This window comes from Candidatus Parcubacteria bacterium (assembly GCA_021414235.1).
GTDB lineage: Bacteria > Patescibacteriota > Minisyncoccia > Phycocordibacterales > JAKFXT01 > JAIOOV01.
In genome coordinates this window covers 256,369-275,589 of the sequence record JAIOOV010000004.1, presented here as the reverse complement: position 1 = coordinate 275,589, position 19,221 = coordinate 256,369, and the positions used below count along the sequence as shown (strand labels likewise).

Annotated in this window: 17 protein-coding genes and 3 tRNA genes; 5 read left to right on the top strand and 15 right to left on the bottom strand. The window is 56.2% G+C overall.

Annotated elements, in window-relative coordinates; translation table 11 throughout:
• Positions 1-3 precede the first annotated feature (3 nt).
• Positions 4-1,263 carry a serine--tRNA ligase gene (gene serS, locus K8Q93_02415; protein MCE9644066.1) on the bottom strand — a complete coding sequence of 420 codons (1,260 nt, stop codon included), beginning with the start codon at positions 1,261-1,263 and terminating at the stop codon, positions 4-6.
• A gap of 102 nt (positions 1,264-1,365) precedes the next feature.
• On the opposite strand from serS, the gene dprA reads away from it, so the two are divergent.
• The 3 genes from dprA (at position 1,366) to K8Q93_02400 (ending at position 6,355) form a co-directional block, all read left to right on the top strand.
• Positions 1,366-2,229: a DNA-processing protein DprA gene (dprA, locus tag K8Q93_02410; protein ID MCE9644065.1), complete on the top strand. Its 864-nt coding sequence runs from the start codon at positions 1,366-1,368 to the stop codon at positions 2,227-2,229.
• A gap of 51 nt (positions 2,230-2,280) precedes the next feature.
• Positions 2,281-4,455, top strand: coding sequence for a type I DNA topoisomerase (topA, locus tag K8Q93_02405; protein ID MCE9644064.1), 2,175 nt, complete (start codon positions 2,281-2,283; stop codon positions 4,453-4,455).
• Positions 4,456-4,849: 394 nt separating this feature from the next.
• Positions 4,850-6,355, top strand: coding sequence for a RelA/SpoT family protein (locus tag K8Q93_02400; GenBank protein MCE9644063.1), 1,506 nt, complete (start codon positions 4,850-4,852; stop codon positions 6,353-6,355).
• Positions 6,356-6,359: 4 nt separating this feature from the next.
• Here K8Q93_02400 and K8Q93_02395 read toward each other — a convergent pair whose 3' ends face one another.
• Positions 6,360-7,358: a ParB/RepB/Spo0J family partition protein gene (locus K8Q93_02395; GenBank protein ID MCE9644062.1), complete on the bottom strand. Its 999-nt coding sequence runs from the start codon at positions 7,356-7,358 to the stop codon at positions 6,360-6,362.
• A 66-nt stretch (positions 7,359-7,424) separates the two neighbouring features.
• Here K8Q93_02395 and K8Q93_02390 point away from each other — a divergent pair.
• Positions 7,425-7,507 (top strand) — tRNA-Leu (locus K8Q93_02390).
• 45 nt (positions 7,508-7,552) lie between these two features.
• On the opposite strand, the gene K8Q93_02385 is transcribed toward K8Q93_02390, so the two are convergent.
• Positions 7,553-8,140 carry a redoxin domain-containing protein gene (locus K8Q93_02385; GenBank protein MCE9644061.1) on the bottom strand — a complete coding sequence of 196 codons (588 nt, stop codon included), beginning with the start codon at positions 8,138-8,140 and terminating at the stop codon, positions 7,553-7,555.
• A 106-nt stretch (positions 8,141-8,246) separates the two neighbouring features.
• Between K8Q93_02385 and miaA the strand changes: the two genes are divergently transcribed.
• A complete protein-coding gene (gene miaA, locus K8Q93_02380; protein MCE9644060.1) occupies positions 8,247-9,152 on the top strand; it encodes a tRNA (adenosine(37)-N6)-dimethylallyltransferase MiaA in 906 nt (301 codons plus the stop codon).
• On the opposite strand, the gene K8Q93_02375 is transcribed toward miaA, so the two are convergent.
• The 12 genes from K8Q93_02375 to K8Q93_02320 form a co-directional block, all read right to left on the bottom strand.
• The gene (locus K8Q93_02375; GenBank protein ID MCE9644059.1) at positions 9,137-9,538 is read right to left on the bottom strand and encodes a DUF2177 family protein; all 402 of its coding nucleotides are present in this window, start codon (positions 9,536-9,538) and stop codon (positions 9,137-9,139) included. The two genes, miaA and K8Q93_02375, sit on opposite strands and share 16 nt — an antisense overlap.
• Positions 9,538-9,612 (bottom strand) — tRNA-Trp (locus K8Q93_02370). Before K8Q93_02370 ends, K8Q93_02375 begins: the two co-directional genes overlap by 1 nt.
• 62 nt (positions 9,613-9,674) lie before the next feature.
• Positions 9,675-9,833, bottom strand: a complete 159-nt coding sequence (gene rpmG / locus K8Q93_02365) for a 50S ribosomal protein L33 (GenBank protein ID MCE9644058.1) — start codon at positions 9,831-9,833, stop codon at positions 9,675-9,677.
• A 49-nt stretch (positions 9,834-9,882) separates the two neighbouring features.
• The gene (locus tag K8Q93_02360) at positions 9,883-10,725 is read right to left on the bottom strand and encodes a hypothetical protein (protein MCE9644057.1); all 843 of its coding nucleotides are present in this window, start codon (positions 10,723-10,725) and stop codon (positions 9,883-9,885) included.
• A 55-nt stretch (positions 10,726-10,780) separates the two neighbouring features.
• A tRNA-Tyr gene (locus K8Q93_02355) sits at positions 10,781-10,863 on the bottom strand.
• A gap of 53 nt (positions 10,864-10,916) precedes the next feature.
• The gene (locus tag K8Q93_02350; GenBank protein ID MCE9644056.1) at positions 10,917-13,601 is read right to left on the bottom strand and encodes an AAA family ATPase; all 2,685 of its coding nucleotides are present in this window, start codon (positions 13,599-13,601) and stop codon (positions 10,917-10,919) included.
• A 16-nt stretch (positions 13,602-13,617) separates the two neighbouring features.
• A complete protein-coding gene (locus tag K8Q93_02345) occupies positions 13,618-15,000 on the bottom strand; it encodes a tetratricopeptide repeat protein (GenBank protein MCE9644055.1) in 1,383 nt (460 codons plus the stop codon).
• Positions 14,997-15,545 carry a hypothetical protein gene (locus K8Q93_02340; protein ID MCE9644054.1) on the bottom strand — a complete coding sequence of 183 codons (549 nt, stop codon included), beginning with the start codon at positions 15,543-15,545 and terminating at the stop codon, positions 14,997-14,999. Before K8Q93_02340 ends, K8Q93_02345 begins: the two co-directional genes overlap by 4 nt.
• Positions 15,538-16,320 (bottom strand): glycosyltransferase family 2 protein, encoded by a 783-nt coding sequence (locus tag K8Q93_02335; protein MCE9644053.1) that lies wholly within the window; start codon positions 16,318-16,320, stop codon positions 15,538-15,540. Before K8Q93_02335 ends, K8Q93_02340 begins: the two co-directional genes overlap by 8 nt.
• Positions 16,321-16,340: 20 nt before the next feature.
• The gene (locus tag K8Q93_02330; GenBank protein MCE9644052.1) at positions 16,341-17,111 is read right to left on the bottom strand and encodes a hypothetical protein; all 771 of its coding nucleotides are present in this window, start codon (positions 17,109-17,111) and stop codon (positions 16,341-16,343) included.
• A gap of 16 nt (positions 17,112-17,127) precedes the next feature.
• On the bottom strand, positions 17,128-17,955 hold the full coding sequence (locus K8Q93_02325; GenBank protein ID MCE9644051.1) for a serine protease: 828 nt from the start codon (positions 17,953-17,955) through the stop codon (positions 17,128-17,130).
• 48 nt (positions 17,956-18,003) lie between these two features.
• Positions 18,004-19,203, bottom strand: coding sequence for a cysteine desulfurase (locus tag K8Q93_02320; protein MCE9644050.1), 1,200 nt, complete (start codon positions 19,201-19,203; stop codon positions 18,004-18,006).
• Positions 19,204-19,221 lie beyond the last annotated feature (18 nt).

Sequence of the window (19,221 nt, the reverse complement as noted above, 5' to 3'; positions counted from 1 at the left end):
TCCCTAGGAGATTACGTCACGGCCAAAATAAGGGCGCAGGGCTTCCGGTATCTTGATGGAACCGTCTTCCTGCTGATTGTTTTCAATGAGAGAGATGAGGAGGCGCGGAGTAGCGGCAGCAGTGTTGTTGAGCGAGTGCGGAAAACGAGTCTTACCTTCTGCATCCTTGTAGCGGATATTGAGACGGCGCGTCTGGAAATCATGGAAATAGGAAGAAGAGTGCGTCTCGCGGTATTTACCTTCCGAGGGGACCCAACATTCGATGTCATACTTCTTCACCTGACCTAGGCCGAGGTCTCCTCCACAGTTCACCACCACATGGTACGGGAGACCAAGCGCCTGGATGAAGTCCTCGGAATTCTTGGTGAGCTCTTCGTGCCAACGCACAGACTCCTCGTGAGACGCTTCGCAGAGCACCACCTGCTCGAACTTGAAGAACTCATGCACGCGCATGATGCCCTTGGTGTCCTTGCCGTGGCTCCCTGCTTCCCTGCGGAAGCAGGGAGAGAAGGCGAAGAACTTGGTCGGAAGTTCTGCCTTATCCACCACTTCGTCCATGTAGTAGCCCATGGTGGCCACCTCCGCGGTACCCGCGAGATAGTCCCCGTCCTGCGTCTTATACAAATCCTCCTCGCTCTGCGGGAGATACCCGGTACCCATGAAGGACTCACGCTTAACGAGAGACGGCGCGATCATGAAGGTGAAGCCCTTCTTGCTCCAGAAATCGATGATGAACTTCCAGAGGGCGAAGTTGAGTTCCGCTCCTGCACCCGTGAGGAAGTAACCGCGGAAGCCCGCCACCTTGGAGCCGCGCTCAAGATCCACCATTTTATGCTTCTCCATGAGTTCCACATGGCTCTTGGGAGCAAAGGAGAACTGCGGCTTCTCTCCCCAGACCTTCACCTCCTGGTTGTCCGCATCACTATCCCCTTCCGGCACGGACATATCCGGGATATTCGGTACGCGCACCATGAGCCCCTGCCATTCCTTCATGATCTCCTTGAGATCCTCCTCTTCTTTGCCGAGCGCCTCCTTGAGGGTAGTCATCTCGGCGATGAGCGTAGCGCGCTCCTCAGGCGCAGCAGTGCTTATCTTAAGGGACGCCGCATTCTGCTCAGCTCGCTTCGCCTCGATGGAGAGGAGGGCTGCCTTGCGACGGTCGTCTACGGCGATGAGGGCTTCCACATCGAAATCGAGGTGCTTGCGGCGGGCAGCATCCGCAATGAGGTCTTTAGTTTCCAGGATGAATTTGATGTCTAACATATGGGTTTCTCGGTGGGTACTAGTGTAGCAGACAGGCGTGCACAAGGGCAAAAAGGATTATCCGCCGAGAGCCAGTGGGTGCTACCATATATACCTATATATATGGAGGGCATACGCACGCTCGTTCCTATCGAGTTCCCGCAGCTCCTTTCCGAGATCCCTAACCCGCCGAAGACGCTGTATCTGCGCGGCCCCTTCCCCGACGAGAAGGAATACAAATTCCTCTCGGTCGTAGGTACGCGAAAATATACAGACTACGGCAAGGAGGCAGTTGAGAAGATAATCCGCGAACTCGCGGGCTACCCCGTAGTCATCGTCTCAGGCCTTGCACTCGGCATCGACTCCATCGCGCACGTAGCTGCACTCGACGCAGGACTCCTCACTGTTGCCGTGCCTGGCTCAGGTATCAGTGATGAGGTGATCTACCCTGCGCGGCACCTAGGACTCGCCAAGCGGATACTGGAGAGTGGCGGCGCGCTCCTCTCCGAGTACGCACCCGACTTCCGCGCAACGCTCTGGAGCTTCCCGAGAAGGAATCGCATCATGGCGGGCATGTCACATGCAGTGTTAGTGGTAGAAGCAGAGAAACGGTCCGGTACCCTCATCACCTCCCGTCTCGCCACGGATTACAACCGCGACGTGCTCACCATCCCTGGCTCCATCTTCTCCAAAACTTCAGAAGGCCCGCATATGCTCATCCGGCTCGGCGCTACTCCGGTAGAGAGCGGGCGGGATGTACTGGAGGCATTACATATAGATGCAGATATGGAGGTGTCTGAAAGGACGCTGCTGAGCGACTGTGCACCGGAGGAACTCGCTGTTTTAGAGATTCTGACCGAGCCACTGCCCCGCGATGTGCTAGCAGAAGAACTAGGACGATCCACTATGGAAGTGAACATGCTTTTGTCCCTCTTGGAGATCAAAGGTTTAGTCACAGAACGTCTGGGAAAAATTCATCGTGTCTGATATCGAAGTTTGCCATAAGAGAATATCCATACTATAACTGCGCATAACGCCATGAAATTACTTGTTGTCGAGTCTCCAGCAAAAGCAAAGACAATCGGGAAATATCTCGGCAGCGAATATGTCGTGCGCGCGAGCGTAGGACACGTGCGCGATCTCCCGAAGAGCAACAAGAAAGCCATCGACATCGAAGGCGGCTTCATCCCCCACTACGAGATCAGCAAAGGCAAGGAAGGAGTCATCGCGGAACTCAAGGAACTCGCGGAGAAAGCCGACGAAGTGCTCCTTGCGACCGACCCCGACCGCGAAGGAGAAGCCATCGCCTGGCACATCGCAGAGGCGGTGAAGCTCAAGAAGCCTAAGCGCGTCGTTTTCCACGAGATTACCGAGAAAGCCATCAGGGAAGCCCTCAAGCATCCCCGCGATATAGATGACAAGCTCAAGCAGGCTCAGGAAGCCCGCCGCGTCCTGGATCGTCTCGTAGGCTACGATCTCTCTGGCCTCATCTGGAAGAAGGTACGCTACGGCCTCTCTGCCGGCCGCGTGCAATCTCCGGCGCTGCGCATCCTGATGGAGCGCGAGCGTGAGATCAGAGCTTTCGTACCGGAAGCGTATTCCGTCATCTCCGCAGAGGTGAAAGGTAAGAGCACTGCAGCCTTTACTGTGGTGTGCGAAGAAGAGCCGCGCGATCAGAAGGTGACCGCGAAAATAGTAGAGACGGCAAAAGGAAAACCTTGGAAAGTGCTCTCCGTGGACGAGACCGAAGCCAAGCGCTCTCCTCGTGCTCCTTTCACTACTTCTACTCTCCAGCAGACGGCGAGCTCTCGTCTCGGCTTCTCCCCTTCCCGCACCATGTCCGTAGCTCAGAAGCTCTACGAAGCCGGACTCATCACCTACATGCGTACTGATAGTACGACGATCGGTGCAGACGCCCAGGCTGCCATCATAGCTCTCGTCACCAAGAAGTACGGCGCCAAGTATGCAGAAGCCCGCCAGTACAAGACCAAGAGCAAGAACGCGCAGGAAGCCCACGAAGCCGTGCGCGTGACCGACGTACTGCGGGAATCTGCCGGGGCTACGGACGATGCCAAGAAGCTCTACCACCTCATCTGGGAGCGTGTCGTCTCGTCCCAGATGGCGGATGCCAACACTCTGCGCACGCGCATCGCCGCGGGCGTGGAAGCGAAAGATTTCCCCGCCTTCCATGCGAACGGCTCTCGCGTACTCTTCGATGGCTGGCTCAAGGCAGATCCGGAAGCGCGCGGAGAAGACGTAGAGCTGCCCAAGGTGGTAGCTGGTGAATCACTCGATCTCCTCAACCTCTTTACAGAGGAGAAGAGCACAGAGCCGCCTTCCCGCTATACGGAAGCAGGACTCGTAAAGGAGATGGAGAAGCGCGGTATCGGACGCCCGTCTACCTACGCCTCTATCATCAAGACCATCCAAGACCGCGGCTACGTGGAGAAGAACGGCAAGACGCTCCTCCCCACCGACACCGGTGACGTGGTCAGCTCCTTCCTGGAGAAGAACTTTGAACAATACATCGGGGATGATTTCACTGCGGAGATGGAGAACAAGCTCGACGACATCGCAAATGGCGACGCCGCATATCTAAAAACACTCAAGGATTTCTACGGCCCCTTCCTCAAGGACGTGAAGAGCAAGGACAAGATCGACAAGCTCACCGACTTAGGTCCCGGCCCCAAGGAGTTCCCCTGCCCTAAGTGTGGGAGCGAAATGATCATCAAGCTCGGAAAGAACGGTAAGTTCCTCTCCTGCTCCACCTATCCCGACTGTGATGGCGCCCGCGCCATCGACGGCAAGGAGATGGAAGGACCCAAGTTCACCGGAGAGAAGTGCCCGGACTGTGCTGACGGCAAGCTCATGGAGCGCGATGGCCGCTACGGCCGCTTCATCGCCTGCAGCAACTACCCGAAGTGCAAATATATAAAGGAGAGTCCGGAAGAGGAGGCACGTAAGAAAACTGGCGTCACCTGCCCCACCTGCGGCAAAGGCGAGATGGTGGAGCGTCGCGGCCGCTTCGGCATCTTCTACAGCTGCTCTAACTACCCTACCTGTAAGAACGCGATTAAAGCTAAGCCCACCGGCAAGATCTGCGAACTCTGCGGCTCACTCATGATGGAGGGAACCAAGACAATCCCTGAGAGATGTTCGAACAAAGCGTGCCCGAACCACAATCCGCATAAGATAGAGAAGAAGAAGGTATAAAAACAGATCGGCCGCCTTCACGAGAAGGCGGCCGTTTCGCTCGGCGTACCGAGCGGAGGAACATGTGGATAGGAACTCCTCCCTGCCACGTCCTGCAGTAGGGACATATGGCGGGCACCCGATGAAGTTGCCGGGTGCAATTGGTGCAGCGGAACATCAGCGGCCGACCCAGGAGGCCGTACCAGTGAGCAAGAACCAGTCGAGCTCGTCGTCGCTAACCAGCCCCTCCTTCCAAGCCGGGATGAGCTTGCGAAGAATTAGCTCGCGACGCCGTTCGGCCGTAGGAACCGGTAACAGAACACGAAGGTCCCCTTGATCACTACCGAGCGCTTCGCCCATAGTTACCCCCTCGTAAGTTGCATTTTAACTGCTTCGTAGTATCCTATTAAATAACATGGATGTCAAGGATATCATCAGCCTGATGGATAGACCGAGCAAGGAAGATATAGCCCTTGTCACTAAGGCGTATCATTTCGCTGAGAAAGCCCACAGCACCCAGAAGCGCTACTCCGGAGAGCCGTACTTCGTCCACCTCGTGGCGACCGCTAAGAACCTGGCGGAACTCCAGATGGACGCCACCACCATCGCCGCAGGCCTCCTCCACGACACCATCGAGGACACCGGGGTCACTCCCGAGACCATCGAGCAGGAGTTCGGCCCCGAGATTCTTTTCCTCATCGAAGGCGTCACTAAGCTCGGCAAGCTCAAGTACCGCGGAGCCCAACGCCACACCGAGAGTCTCCGCAAGCTCTTCGTGGCCATGGCCCAGGACATCCGCGTCCTCATCATCAAGCTCACCGACCGCCTGCATAACATGCAGACGCTCCAGCATGTCCCTCAGGCCAAGCAGAAGCGCATCGCCATGGAGACGCTCGAAGTCTACGCTCCCCTCGCCTACCGCCTCGGCATGCGCAAGCTGAATCGTGAGCTCGAAGACCTCGCCTTTCCCTACATCCGTCCTAACGAATACAAGAAGACCGACCAGCTCCTCCGGGAGAAGAGCGAGGATACGACAGAGCACCTCGCCAAGCTCTTGAACCAGCTCAAGAAAGCCTTCGCCAAGGAAGGCATACTGGCATTCCGCAGCGATTACCGCATCAAAGGCCTCTACAGCCTCTACCGTAAGCTGGTGCGCAAGGATATGGATATCGAGAAGGTCTACGACATCTCTGCCATCCGCATCATCGTGACGAACGTAGCCGACTGCTACCGCGTGCTCGGCATCGTGCACAACCTGTGGCGCCCCCTCATCGGCCGCATCAAGGACTACATCGCCGTACCGAAGCCGAACGGCTATCAAGGCATACACACCACTGTGTTCACCGGAGACGGCAGCATCATCGAAGTACAGATCCGCACCGAAGAGATGCACCGTGAGGCTGAGTACGGCATCGCCTCGCACCTAAGCTACAAGGAAGGCAGGGGCATGGCCGCCGTGGGCCTCAGCTGGATCAGGAAGCTCATTCCCCTCACCCCGCGCAAAGTGACCGCTGCGGATACCAAGGCGGAATTCCGCAACGTACCGGAGTGGATCACTCACCTCGCAGAAGATGTCGCAGAGAGCCAACCTGACGCCTTTATGGAAGACCTGCGTGAGGATTTCTTCGGACATCGCATGTTCGTCTTCACCCCGAAGGGCGACGTGGTCGACCTACCAGTCGACTCCACGCCTGTCGACTTCGCCTACGCGATCCACTCCGATATCGGCAACCACATCTCTGCCGCCAAGGTGAACGGCAAGATGGTTTCCATCGATACCCCGCTCCACAACGGCAACACCGTAGAGATCATGACCAAGGCTTCAAGCCACCCCACAGAGAAATGGGTAGGATACTGCAAGACCGCACTCGCCAAGCGACACATCCGCAGCATGCTCGAGAGCAGGGGGCGGAAGATCTAGGTTTTTAAATAGAGAAATTCTTCACCGAGTAGAGGTCAGGGTCCTCGTCTTCTTTTTCTTCCTTGGAGCGGTCGTCCATGAGTTCTGGAGCAGCTTCAGGTTCTGAGGTAGGCACTTCGGAAGCAGAAAGAGAAGGATTGTCGGGAATTGCTTTTTTTACTGAACCATCCTCAAGATGGAGACCAGCAAGGATAGTCTGCAAGTCGTCGGAAGAGAAGAAGTCGATGAGGATCTTGCCGCCCTTCTCCTTGCGCTCGATCTGCACGCGGGTGCCGAGAGACTCGGTGAGCTTACGCTCGAGCTCGAGCTGGGCCGGATCGACGATGTACTCCTTCTTGCGCACCTTGTCGTTCGCTATGCGACGGGCGATAGCCTCCGTCTCGCGGACCGTAAGGCGCTTGTAGAGGATCTCTTTGAAAAGAGTCATTTGCTCTTCCGGCCTATCCGAGAGCATGAGGAGCGGGCGGGTGTGTCCCTCGCTTATCTTCCCTTCCCCGAGGGCCATGAGGAGGTAATCGGGCAGAGCGAGGATGCGCAGGGTGTTGGCCACATACTCACGGCTCTTGCCCATCTTCTCCCCGATCTGGCCATGCTTGAAGCCGAACTCCTTAGTGAGCCGCTCAAAAGCGCGCGCGCGATCCACTGGATTGAGATCCTCACGCTGGAGGTTCTCAATGATGGCCAGCTCGAGCTTGAGACGCGGATCCTCCGTGGCGGTGCTGCTCGTGCGGATGATGGCAGGTACCTGAGAGAGACCAGCGAGCTTAGAAGCGCGCAAGCGGCGCTCTCCGGCGATGAGCTCATACTCGGTGGTAAGTCCCCCTTCCGGCGTCTCAATCTCATGGCGGGTCACCACAAGCGGCTGAAGGATGCCGTATTGGCGGATGGAATCGGCCAGGTCCTTGAGACGGGCTTGATCGAAATCACGCCGCGGCTGGTAGGGATTGGGCTTAATCCGTTCGACCTCAATCCAGAAAATTGCGTCTCCGTAATACTGCGACATGGGGGCATTTTAGCACAGCTCTCCGTTTGCCCGGTAGAAGCTTATTGGATAGACTCCTATGCGTACGGGCGAGTGGCGGAATGGTAGACGCGCACGACTCAAAATCGTGTTCTGTTAAAGGAGTGTGGGTTCAAGTCCCACCTCGCCCACAATGCAAAACAGCCGCTCCTTAAGGAGCGGCTGTTTTGATTCATCTAGATCTTCCCCACCAAATCCATCCCCGGCTTCAGTGTATCCTTGCCCGGCTCCCAGCTTGCGGGGCATACCTGGCCCTTATGCGTAGAGACGTACTTAGCCGCCTGGAGCTTGCGGAAGAGCTCGCGCGCAGAGCGTCCGATGCTGTTGTCGTTGATCTCCATCGACTTGAGCACTCCTTCAGGATTGATGATGAAGGTGCCGCGGAGCGAAAGGCCCTCGTCGTCCGTGAACGCAGCTCCGTTGTTCTCGACATAGGTGCCGAAAGTGCGGGAGATCTTGCCGGAAGGGTCGGCCGCCATCGGGAACTTGATCTTCTTGATTGCTTCCGAGGTATCGTGCCAGGCCTTGTGCACGAAGACCGTGTCCGTGCTCACAGAGACGATTTCTGCACCCTCTTTCTTAAAGGCATCGTACTGGTCGGCGAGCTCTTCGAGCTCGGTCGGACAGACGAAGGTGAAGTCGGCGGGATAGAAGAAGAGGACAAGCCACTTCCCTTTGTAGTCGTGAAGTTTTACCGTTTTATTCTTGTCGTTCTGGAAGATCTCAAATTCGAGGTTGGGTACTTCCTGGCCGATGCTCACCATTCCCATATCGCAATCATCAAACATCATCTCCTCGTCGTGTTCATGCTTCATGGTATTTCAGTATTAGCGGGTAAGATATCCTCATGCTAGCATTTCCCCGCTCAGTATGTCTAAACCCCAGCTCATAGCCATCATAGGTCCCACCGCCTCCGGAAAGACGGCCCTCTCCATAGCCCTCGCCCACGCCCTTAACGGCGAGATCATCTCCGCCGACTCCCGCCAGGTCTATCGAGGGCTCGATTTGGGCACCGGCAAGGTAACCAGAGAGGAGATGAATAGCGTTCCCCATCATCTCCTCGACGTCGCCGACCCGAAGGAGCGCTTCTCTGTTTCGGACTTCCAAAAGCTCGGAAAGAAAGCGATTGAAGACATCCTCTCCCGCGGCAAACTCCCTATCATCTGCGGAGGCACCGGGCTCTACGTGGATACCCTCCTCAACAACACCGTGCTTCCCGAAGTTCCGCCGAACAAAGAACTACGAGAGGAACTGGAAAAACTTCCAGTGGAGGAACTTTTCCAGAGACTGGAAGCGCTCGATCCTAAGCGGGCAGCGGACATAGATCGACACAACCCCATGCGCCTAATACGTGCCGTAGAGATCGCGGAAGCCCTCGGGAAAGTACCCAAGGTAGAAACATCAGAAGAATACGACGTGCTCAAGATCGGCCTCCTGCCTCCAGATGAGGTGTTGAAGGAAAAGATTTCTAGACGTATCAAAGAACGCCTGGAACAAGGCATGCTTGTAGAAGCCGAGAAGCTCCACGCCGAAGGGCTTTCCTACGAGCGCATGGAGGAACTTGGACTTGAATATCGCTACATGGCCCGCCTGCTCCAGGGAAAGATTACGCGCGAAGAATTTGAGAAAGAGCTTCTAAATGAAATCTGGCAGTACACTAAGCGCCAGAAGACGTGGTTCAAGAGGAATAAGGAGATACGGTGGTTTGAGGACGGAAAGGATACGAGAATAGCAGCTGTAGCAGAAGGCTTCCTAACGGATCAAGTGAAAAACTGAAGTAGTTTGTAAGCGACGAAACCCATAATCCCTCCAAGAAATACTCCCCAGGCGGTATCCACAAGAAGGACGGTATACGACCACTTCACGAGCGTAGCCTGATTGATGAGATTGTAGAGGCTGTAGACCACGAAACCGTAGAGCGCGCCATTCAGTATCGCTATGCTTAGCGAGCCTTTCTCGAAAGCCGGGAGAGCTACGAAGTAGAGTAACCCTGCCGCGTAGATGAGATAAAAGCCGACGGAAGGCCAGAGACGGAACGTCGGCGCCAGAATCTCTCCCAGGCGGGATTTATAGAAATTCGTCATCAGGACTCCGAGCCAAACAAGGTCGAGTCCAACTAGGACAGGAAGCGAGAGGAGGTAGGTGTAAAGGATTTTTAGCATGGCGGGCCCACCAGGACTCGAACCTGGAACGCCTCTTTTGGAGAGAGGAGTTTTACCATTGAAACTATAGGCCCTACGCCACCGAGTCTAGCATCCCCCGCCCCAATGCAAAAGGCGCCCTAGGGCGCCTTTTTGCTTATTTCTTGGCCTCCTTGTGAGCAGTCTTCTTCTTGCACCACTTACACCACTTGGCGAGCTCGATCTTGCGCTCGACCTTCTTCTTATTCTTGCGGCTCCAATAGTTGACGCGCTTGCACTTGCTGCAGGCGAGCTTGATGAGTCTATCTTGCGACATGGTGACCAGGACTATAGCGGAATACGGGGAAAAGGTCAATTCGGGCCTCTTAAGGGATTACGGTTACCAGGCTCTTCTCTGTCTTGCTCGTCCAAGCTCGTATCTCAAAGCTTTTTGGAGAACGCACAGTGACCAGAGCCGCTCCTCCGTCAGGAGTAGTGCCCAGAAAAAGACCTTTTTGCTGCCTAGACTTGATTGTTGAATCTACGCCAAGCTGAGTTTTACATTCGGGACATTTTCCGCCGTCCATCACCGCTGCTTCAGTAAATGCATGGTTATTTGGGCACACGTAGATTTCTTCTGCTCTTTTAGAAACTCTCTTCATCTCCTGAGAACGACCCTGATAGAATGATTCCTGGGCCTTTTTTTCAGTGGAAACCTTCTCCGTCTCTAAAGCTAACTTACTTAGAAAGTCGTAAATTGAGTACGGTCTTGGGAGATCAAACTTATCTCCATATTCCTGTGCAGTCGTCGATCCTTCAGCAGACGCTGGTTTATCTGCGACCAGCTCTTCCAAAAGACGATAAAGCACGAAGTCCTTATACCCGTCAGCGAGGGGCACTAGATTCTTCACCTTCTCATCTTCCTCCAGAGTCCCCCTCTTATGGGCAGTCTCAAGCATCTCAAGCTGACCCTTGATCTTGCTCTTAAGTACCGGTTCAGTGAGTACGGCTTTCGCGCGATTGTACAACTTGCGCATTTCAAGTTTAAGCAATTCGCTCTTTTCTTTTTTACCTTCGTTAATTCGAGCATCAACCACTTCGGGACGAATACGGGGTTTATCCAGAGGAGGAGGCTGTGTTGAAAAACGTCCGCCTCCAAAAGTAACCCGCGCCAGAGTATCGGCGTAATTGACGACTTTTTTCTCTCCACTACCTCCGTCTGGTGGCATAGTCTGCTCATGATACCACAACAAAAAGCGCCCGGAGGCGCTCTTTGTTTACGTGTGCGCAGGGAGGGATTCGAACCCCCGTAGCCCGAAGGCGAGAGATTTACAGTCTCTTGTAATTGACCGCTCTACCACCTGCGCAATGGCCTCTAAATTACACCAGAGCGGCGCAAAATGGAAGCTAGAGTCCCTGCCTATGCGAGCACCTTGTCTGCATCTACAAAAGTAGCAGCAGTGCGCTTCCCTTTCTTCACCTCGAAAGTGAATTCCTTGTCCTTGAGGCCGACGATGATGGTGCCACCTTGGGCGACGCCCTTGTTGATCATGAGAGTGGCCACCGGATTGAGGATCCTGGTCTGGATGAGACGCTTCAGCGGTCGTGCGCCGTAATGCGGATCGTAACCCTCCTTGGCGAGGAGGTCGATGACGCCGTCCTGGAACTCCAGATTAATCTCCTTCTCCGCGAGGCGCTTCTGTACGATGTCTACCTGGATGGAGACGATCTGATGCACGATCTCCGGCTTCAAGATGTCGAAAATGATGACGTCATCGAGACGGTTGAGGAACTCAGGACGGAAGAAGTCCTTGAGTGCAGCCTGCACCTTCTCCTTGGTGAGGTTGTACTGCTTGTCCGCGCTCCCCCGGCTCGTGTTGAAGCCGATCTGCTCCATCTTATCGATGTATTGCGCCCCGATGTTCGAGGTCATGATGATGATGGTGTTCTTGAAATTGACGGTGCGGCCCTTGGAATCGGTCAGGCGGCCGTTGTCGAGCACCTGGAGGAGGATATTGAAGACTTCCGGATGAGCCTTCTCTATCTCGTCAAAAAGCAGGACGGAGTAAGGACGGTGGCGCACAACTTCAGTGAGCGTGCCGCCCTCCTCATGGCCCACGTAGCCCGGGGGCGCTCCGATGAGGCGGGAGACGGAGTGCTTCTCCATGTACTCGGACATGTCGATACGGATAAGCGCCTTGTCGGTATCAAACATGAATTCCGCGAGCGCGCGGGTGAGCTCGGTCTTACCGACGCCGGTAGGGCCGAGGAAGATGAAAGAGCCGATTGGGCGATCCGGATCGCTGATACCTGCACGCGAGCGGCGTACGGCCTCGGAGACCTTGCGGATGGCCTCCTCCTGGCCCACCACGCGCTTCCTAAGCTCATCCTCCATGCGGGAGAGCTTGGAAGCCTCCGCTTCGAGCATGCGGAATACAGGGATGCCGGTCCAACGTGCCACCACGTCGGCGATATCGCTCTCTGCGACCTCTTCTTTGAGGATACGGCGGGAGCGCTGCAGCTTCTCCAAGCGCTTGTTCTTCCCTTCGAGCTCCTTCTCAAGCTGCGGGATCTTGCCGTAGCGGATCTCGGCAGAACGCGCGAGATCAGCACGCGCTTCCGTGCGCTCCGCCTCCATGCGGAGCTCTTCGAGCTCTTTCTTGATGGAGCGGATACTACCGAGGATATCCTTCTCGTTGTTCCAACGGAGTTCAAGATCATGTGTCTTCTCGCGGAGCTCAGCGATCTCGCGGTCAATGGTCTTGGTACGGCTCTTGGCGTTCTTACCCTCGGAGCTGTCAGCCTCCTTCTTGAGTGCCTCCTTCTCGATCTCGAGGCGAAGGATCTTGCGATGCGCCTCTTCGAGCGCGGGCGGCTTGTTCTCGAGAGAGATGCGGAGCGCAGAAGCAGCTTCGTCGATGAGGTCTACCGCCTTGTCGGGGAGGAAGCGATCGGTGATGTAGCGGCTGGAGAGGTTCACTGCAGCAAGGATGGCGTCATCCGTGATACGCACGCCGTGGTAGAGCTCATACTTCTCCTTGAGACCACGAAGAATGGCGACGGCGTCTTCTACAGACGGTTCAAGCACATAGACCGGCTGGAAGCGGCGGGTGAGCGCCGGGTCCTTCTCGATGTGGCGCTGGAACTCCTTGAGTGTGGTGGCGCCAATAGCGCGAAGCTCACCGCGTGCGAGCGCCGGCTTCAGCATGTTGGACGCATCCATAGCACCCTCGGCAGCACCTGCCCCCACAATGGTGTGGATCTCGTCGATGAAGACAATGATCTTCCCTTCCGCGCGCTCGATCTCCTTCATGATGCCCTTGAGGCGCTCTTCGAACTCTCCACGATACTTAGTACCTGCGATGAGGAGACCGAGGTCGAGCGAGACGAGTTCTTTGCCCTTGAGGGACTCCGGCACGTCGCCGTTTGCGATGCGGATGGCGAGACCTTCCGCGATAGCGGTCTTACCGACGCCCGCTTCACCGATGAGGAGAGGGTTGTTCTTAGTGCGGCGGGAGAGCACCTGGATGATGCGAGAGATCTCTGCGTCGCGGCCGATCACCGGATCAAGCTTGTTCTTCTGAGCGAGCTCGGTGAGATTGCGGGTGTACTTGGCTAGCGCACGAGCCTTCTTCGGCTCCTTGGTCTCCGCCACCTTTCCTTTACGAAACTCTTGGAGCGTTTTAAGAACGACTTCTTTAGTAAGGCGGTAGCGGGAGAAGACGTCGCGCGCGCCAGAGGGCACTTCGAGAAGCGCCACGAAGAGATGCTCCACGGAGACGAACTCATCGCGCATGCCGGAAGCGACCTTGGAAGAATATTCGAGTACCTGGGCGAGATCCGAGGTGAGGTAGATTTGATATGAAGGAGAGAGCGTGGAGGAGGTCTCCGGCGTCTCCATGGTCTCAAGGATGGTGTCAGTGAGATGTGCGACGTCTACCTCGAGCACTTCGAGTACGGAAAACACCATGCTCTCTTCTTGAAGGAGGAGCGCAGCCGCAAGATGAAGCGGGTTTACCTGGTTCTGCCCCCGCTCGATGGCCAGTTCATGGGCCTTGCGGATGGCATCCCGAGCTTTAGTTGTAAAGTGTTGGAAGGGGGGCATGGCGTATTTAGCTATATTATACCCCGTTTTTTGTTGCTGTCAATTTTTCCTTGCGAGTTTCTTCTATATCTTTCTTAATCCATTCGTACGCTGCTTGTATGGCCCCTTTCCAATCATTATACCGCGTCTGTCGGAAGACTTTTACTGAAGGATACCAATCGGTTTTCTCTCCAGGCACTGCCCAGGGGAAGTAGAGCGGGTATGAGAAGGCGGCGATGAGCGCGGTCTTCTTCCCCATGGCACCCGCGATATGCACGGTCGAGGTGCAAGAGGTCACCACGTAATCCATATTCGCGAGGACACCGAGCGTCTCATCCCAGGAGACGAGATCGGGGCCGAGATCATACACCGGGTCATTCTTACGGAGCTCCTCCAATCCATTGTCTCGCTGGATGGAGAAGAGCGCTCCGAGCTCCGCAAGCGGCAGCATCTCCTGTACAGAAACCGCACGTGCCTGCCGATACTCCAGCTCCATCTTGCCCTGCCACCTAATAGCTATCGCGGGTTTGCCGTTTGCTACCTTGGCGACCTTCGGCTTCCATTTCTCTACGTATGCCGGATCTGCAGAGAGATACGGGATACTGATACCAGAATATGGGTTGGTGCATTCAAGGAGGATGGGCAGACTCATCAGGGGAGCATAGTAATCGTACTCCTGCCCCTTCACCTCCGTTATCTTCCGGAACTCATGCGGGGCAGACGGCGAGTCTCTGAGGATGCTCCAGAGTTCTGGAGAACAGCCGAAGATGACGTACGCGCCGCGGCTTTTAAGAATCTGGATAAACCGAGTGAAGAGGATCTCATCCCCAAGGCCTCCCTCGCTCACCACGAAGATACGCTTCCCTTGGAGCGGGAGTCCGGCTGCATAGAGCTTCTCTTGAGGCAGGTCATAGATCTTCTCCGCGTGCCAGACACCCTTCTCGAACTGCAGATTCTTGAAGGCTTCCTGGAAATGACCTTCGCGCAGCATATGCCAGCCGAGCTGTGCGCGTACCCCGGGAGTCTCAGCAGGGATACTCTTGAGGAGGGCGTAGCTCTCCTCGTTCTCGCCTACGGAAGCGAGATAGAGAGCGAGCGTCGCAAGAAGCGAGGCCTCCCCTGGATGAGCGGCAATGACAGAGCGAAGCAATGGGATCGCCTCCGGCGCGCGGAAAGTGAAATAGAGGCACTGCGCGCGATTAAAAGAGAGATTGGCGTTATCTATCCCCTGCGCCCGGAGCGCCTCCAGGCACTCGAGCGCTTCTTCGTAGCGATTCATAGTGAAGGTGATCTCCGCGAGTGCCTGGAGAAGCGGAGGATAGCTGGGAGAGCGCCTGAGCGCAGCCAAGGCCACTTCACGCGCAGCCGTGTACTCTCCTGCCTCCTTGAGGGAATTGATTATGGAAAGGATGTCGTTCATAGAGTAGGCTTCCTCACTTCCAAGGTCATACGAATCTCATTCGACACATTATATTGCCGCGCGCGCAGGTGCTCGAGCGCCGGGAGCGAGAGCCTCCCCTGCTTAACTGCTTCCGCCGCTTCAGATACATAGAAGAATTCCACGCTCTCGGGTATGAGACGGAAATCTATGCCATACCGTGCGCCTAAGCCCTGCGGGTGCAGGGCCTGATCAAGGAGCACAAGACTCTCCGGAGTCACCGCGCGCACATGGGTCGGATCATGCGCGAAATTGTCGTGCCGCGGGTGAGGCACTGCGATATGGATACGCGCACCAGGGATACAAATGCGCCACAGCTCCTGCCAGATTTTCATATATACCTCTGGCTCGCGTCCGAGATGCTCGAGCGTATGAGTGAGAAGCACTTCCTCTACGCTCACGTCCTTCCACGGCCAAGGAAACTTCTCAAGATCTACTACGCGGTCAGGCGCGCACTCCGGAGCAGAGTCCACGTTCTCATACCCAGGAATCTTGTCGTAGCCGCAGCCAAGGTTGAGCTTATACATAACGAGGTTCGATAGCGTACCGCTCCCAGAGGCTCTTCCAATCGAAGAGCGGCGGGATGCAATCAGAGAACTGGAGATGCGCCGCGAGGCTCGGCAGCGGGGTGAAGAGCGTAACAGGACCCTGCCAGAGGCGATTGATGGAGCTCCCCTCATCCACACCGTTCCTGGTGAGCTCTTCGAATACTGGGTAGTGCATCTCGAGTACAGAACGAGGAAGGAAGAACGTACACGTGGTCTGCACGTTGGTGCGCCAGTGACGATGGGAGCCCGTGACCACCCGCGAGGGTACGAAAGTGTTGGGCCGGTAGAAAGAAGGATCGTCCGCCGGGAAAAGCGCGACGGGGCGTCCTCCCAGATTCTTGGAGAAGAGCGCATAGCTCTCCAGCATCTCGCTCAAGGCCTCAGGAACATGCAGGTAGTCATCCTCTACGAAATAGAGGAGGTCTGCATTCGAGGCGCGACCACGCACGAAGCAGGCCGCGAGCGAAACCGCATTCCCCTCTCCCTCAAGCGGATACACCTCTGCTGAGAACGGGAGCGCGGCCGCGAAATGCTCGAGGAAGGAAACCGTCTCAGGAGAAGAATGATCGTCCAGGATCGAGAGCTTTATGTCCGCGAGTCCCGCGCGGTGCGCCTCCGAGAGGGAGAACGCAAGCGAGCGCAGAGAGCGCCTAATGACCTCAAGTTTTGATACTTCCGGGCCCACTACCCGCACCCCAGGATGCACGTCGCTCGTCGAATGAGTGCGCAGGATAACCTCGAGAGACGGCTTCATACGGACACACTACCACAGCCCTAATCCTTGAATAGTTGCGGAATGGGCTCCTTGTATTTGGCAAAATACTCCGGATCAAACTCAAGCTCTCCCTTCTCTGTATTGAACCGAAAAGAGCAATCCCCGAAGCGCTTTTTCTGATAGGCCACCTTCTTCTCCCCGCCCCCATGGAGCCAAGTGAGATGGCGCACGAAGGCCACTTCCTTAGGGATGAGGTGCTCGCTCGCGGAAGAGTGATCCGTACCATCTTTGAAACGCAGATTGTTGTCCCAATAGAACTCCAGCGCTCCGCCATGCTTCTTTACTGAGAATATCCGAGGAGGCGCGAAGTCATCCATCCACACAGTACCGTCGAAGATATAGGTCTTGAGGAAGAGGCGGTAGTAGTCGAACATCCCGAAGAAGGAGACATGCGAGAGGATGCGTTCGATCTCCTCTTCCGTATAGAACTCATCGCCATCAAGAAGCCAGACGAGATCGACGTCTTTTGAGAGAAGATAGTTGAGCGGGATAGTACGCGCTTCGTGCTCAGGGAGCGGGACAGCGGAGTGATGAAAGAAGTCGAGGCCAGACTCAGGCACCCTCGCGTACTGCTCAAGCAGAGCCCTCGTAGCTTCGTCAGTATTCGGGATGCCCATATCCGCGTACTCCTTAAACTGCGCGTGCACTGCGGAGATGACGAATTCATGCCCCCCTGCCTTCCCTTTTTCTTTAACGGAAAGCCACGGCGCGAGCACCTTAGGAAGCGCTTCGGCGCATCCATAGAAACAACCGAGGACGCCGATGCGCATAAAGATTATTTAAAACTTAGAGCTTTCTCAGGAGCGCTGCGAGAGCGGACACCGGAGCGTAGGAAGTGCCCGCTCCTTCGGAGACGGAGAGGGCCACCAGTTCGCCAAAGATATTGGTGAGCGGACCACCAGTGATCCCGCCTGGCGGATTGATGCTCGCGTCTACGCTCTTGAGAACCATTGCAGTGGAGCTCGCATTCTCCTCCCCTTTCGAGGAAGAGGAGACGATACCTACGGAGACAGAAGGCTTGAGGCGGCCGCCGAAGGCTATGACGCTCTGACCGAGACGAACAGAAGAAGCATCCGCGAAGGGTACCGGCGCGAACACCACCTTGTCCCCTTCAGCCTTAGCGATCTTCAGGAGCGCTATGCCCGAAGCGCGGTCACGAAGGAGCACCGTGCCGTCACGCCGCTTCCCCGCTGCATCCTCGAGGATATAGCTGTTGCCCTCTCCGATAAGCGCGAGGTCAGTAGCGGCTACCCCCTCTGCAGAGAGCAGTGTAGCCCAGCCGAGGAATATCTCTCCAGGGGTACCATCCGCATTCTCTGCTTTCATCCGCAGTGTGTGCAATGCTTGCTGATTCTTCTCGATAGATTTGATGAGCAAATCCTCTTCCTTCACCACCACCGTAGTCTCTTTCACTGTCGTGCCAGGCTTCGGGGTAGCGGTGGGCACCACTTTCTCCACAGTACGCTCCACTACGCGATTCACCGTCTGGGTGAAGGACGGGGGCGCCTGTTCGACGAGAGAGACCGTCACGATGCCGGTAGCGATAGAGGTGACGAAGCTCACGAGGAGAGTGAGGAGGATGATCTGCGTCTTATTAAGATCGTCTATATCCATATGCGTGAATAGTAGCAGAACAGAAGAGGAATGAAAGAATGGAACAGCCTATCCCACGATACCCTTGAGAATGAGGGCAATCCTCTCTACCTCAGCCTGCGTGGTGCTTCCTCCGAAACTGAAGCGCAAAGAAGAGACTCCGGCTCCCTTCCTTCCCGGAAGCGCCTCAATCACATAAGAGGCGCCCTCTGCGGCGATGCTGCGGCAGGCGCTTGCAGACGACGCACTCACGCCCAGAGTATCGAGCTTCACCAGAGCGAACTCCGCGTCGATCCCTGGCACCGTAACATTCACGATATGCGGCAGGCCTTCCTCGGGAGAACCATTGAACTCGACCTCCAGCAGAAGCTCCTTAAGACGCTTCTTGAAATGAAGCGAGAGCTTGCGCAGACGTGCGCTCTCATTCTTCCGAGAAAGCGCGGCGCGCTCGAGCGCGGCCGCGAGTCCCACAGCTCCGGGGATATTCTCCGTACCGGAGCGGAGTCCTCTCTCCTGTCCTCCGCCATAAAAGAGAGGCTCTAAGGAGAGGCCGCGCCGCACATAGAGAAGTCCTGCTCCCGTAGGTCCGTAGAGCTTACCAGCATCGAGCGTAAGGAGGTCAACGCCCAAATCCCCAGGGTGGACAGAGAGATAGAGCCCTGCCTGGCTCGCATCCGTATGGAGATACGGAGCGCCATGTTTCCCTCGCCCGAGTTTCTCGCGGTAGGCCTTGAGGACGCGAGAAATATCGCGGAGACGCTCTACGGAGCCGATCTCTCCATTCGCGAAGGCGACAGAGACGAGAAGCGTCTCAGGACGAAGCGCCTCAGAGAGATCCTCGAGTGAGATCCTGCCGCTCGCATCCACCCTAAGCAGAGTGAGAGCTGCTCCACCCTTCTCCAAATGACGAAGGGGTTCGAGCACGCTCCCATGCTCGATTGCAGAGCTAATGAGATGCGGCCGCGGGGTATCCGAAACGTGTACCACCCCTAGGAGAGCCAGATTGTTGCTCTCAGTACCTCCGCTCGTGAAGACGATCTCGTCTGCATGCGCCGAGAGCACGCGCGCCACGCGCGTGCGTGCCGCCTCAAGAAGCGTACGCGCGGCTCTTCCCCCGCTATGCACCGAAGCGGGGTTACCGCGGAGATCACGGAGGGCACGCGACACCTCTTCTACAACCTCCGGAGAGACAGGCGTCGCGGCAGCATAATCCGCATAGATCCGAGAGGAGCCAAAAAAGCGTGCACGGAGGGTACTGAGAAGACTCATCATCCGATTCTACTCGCT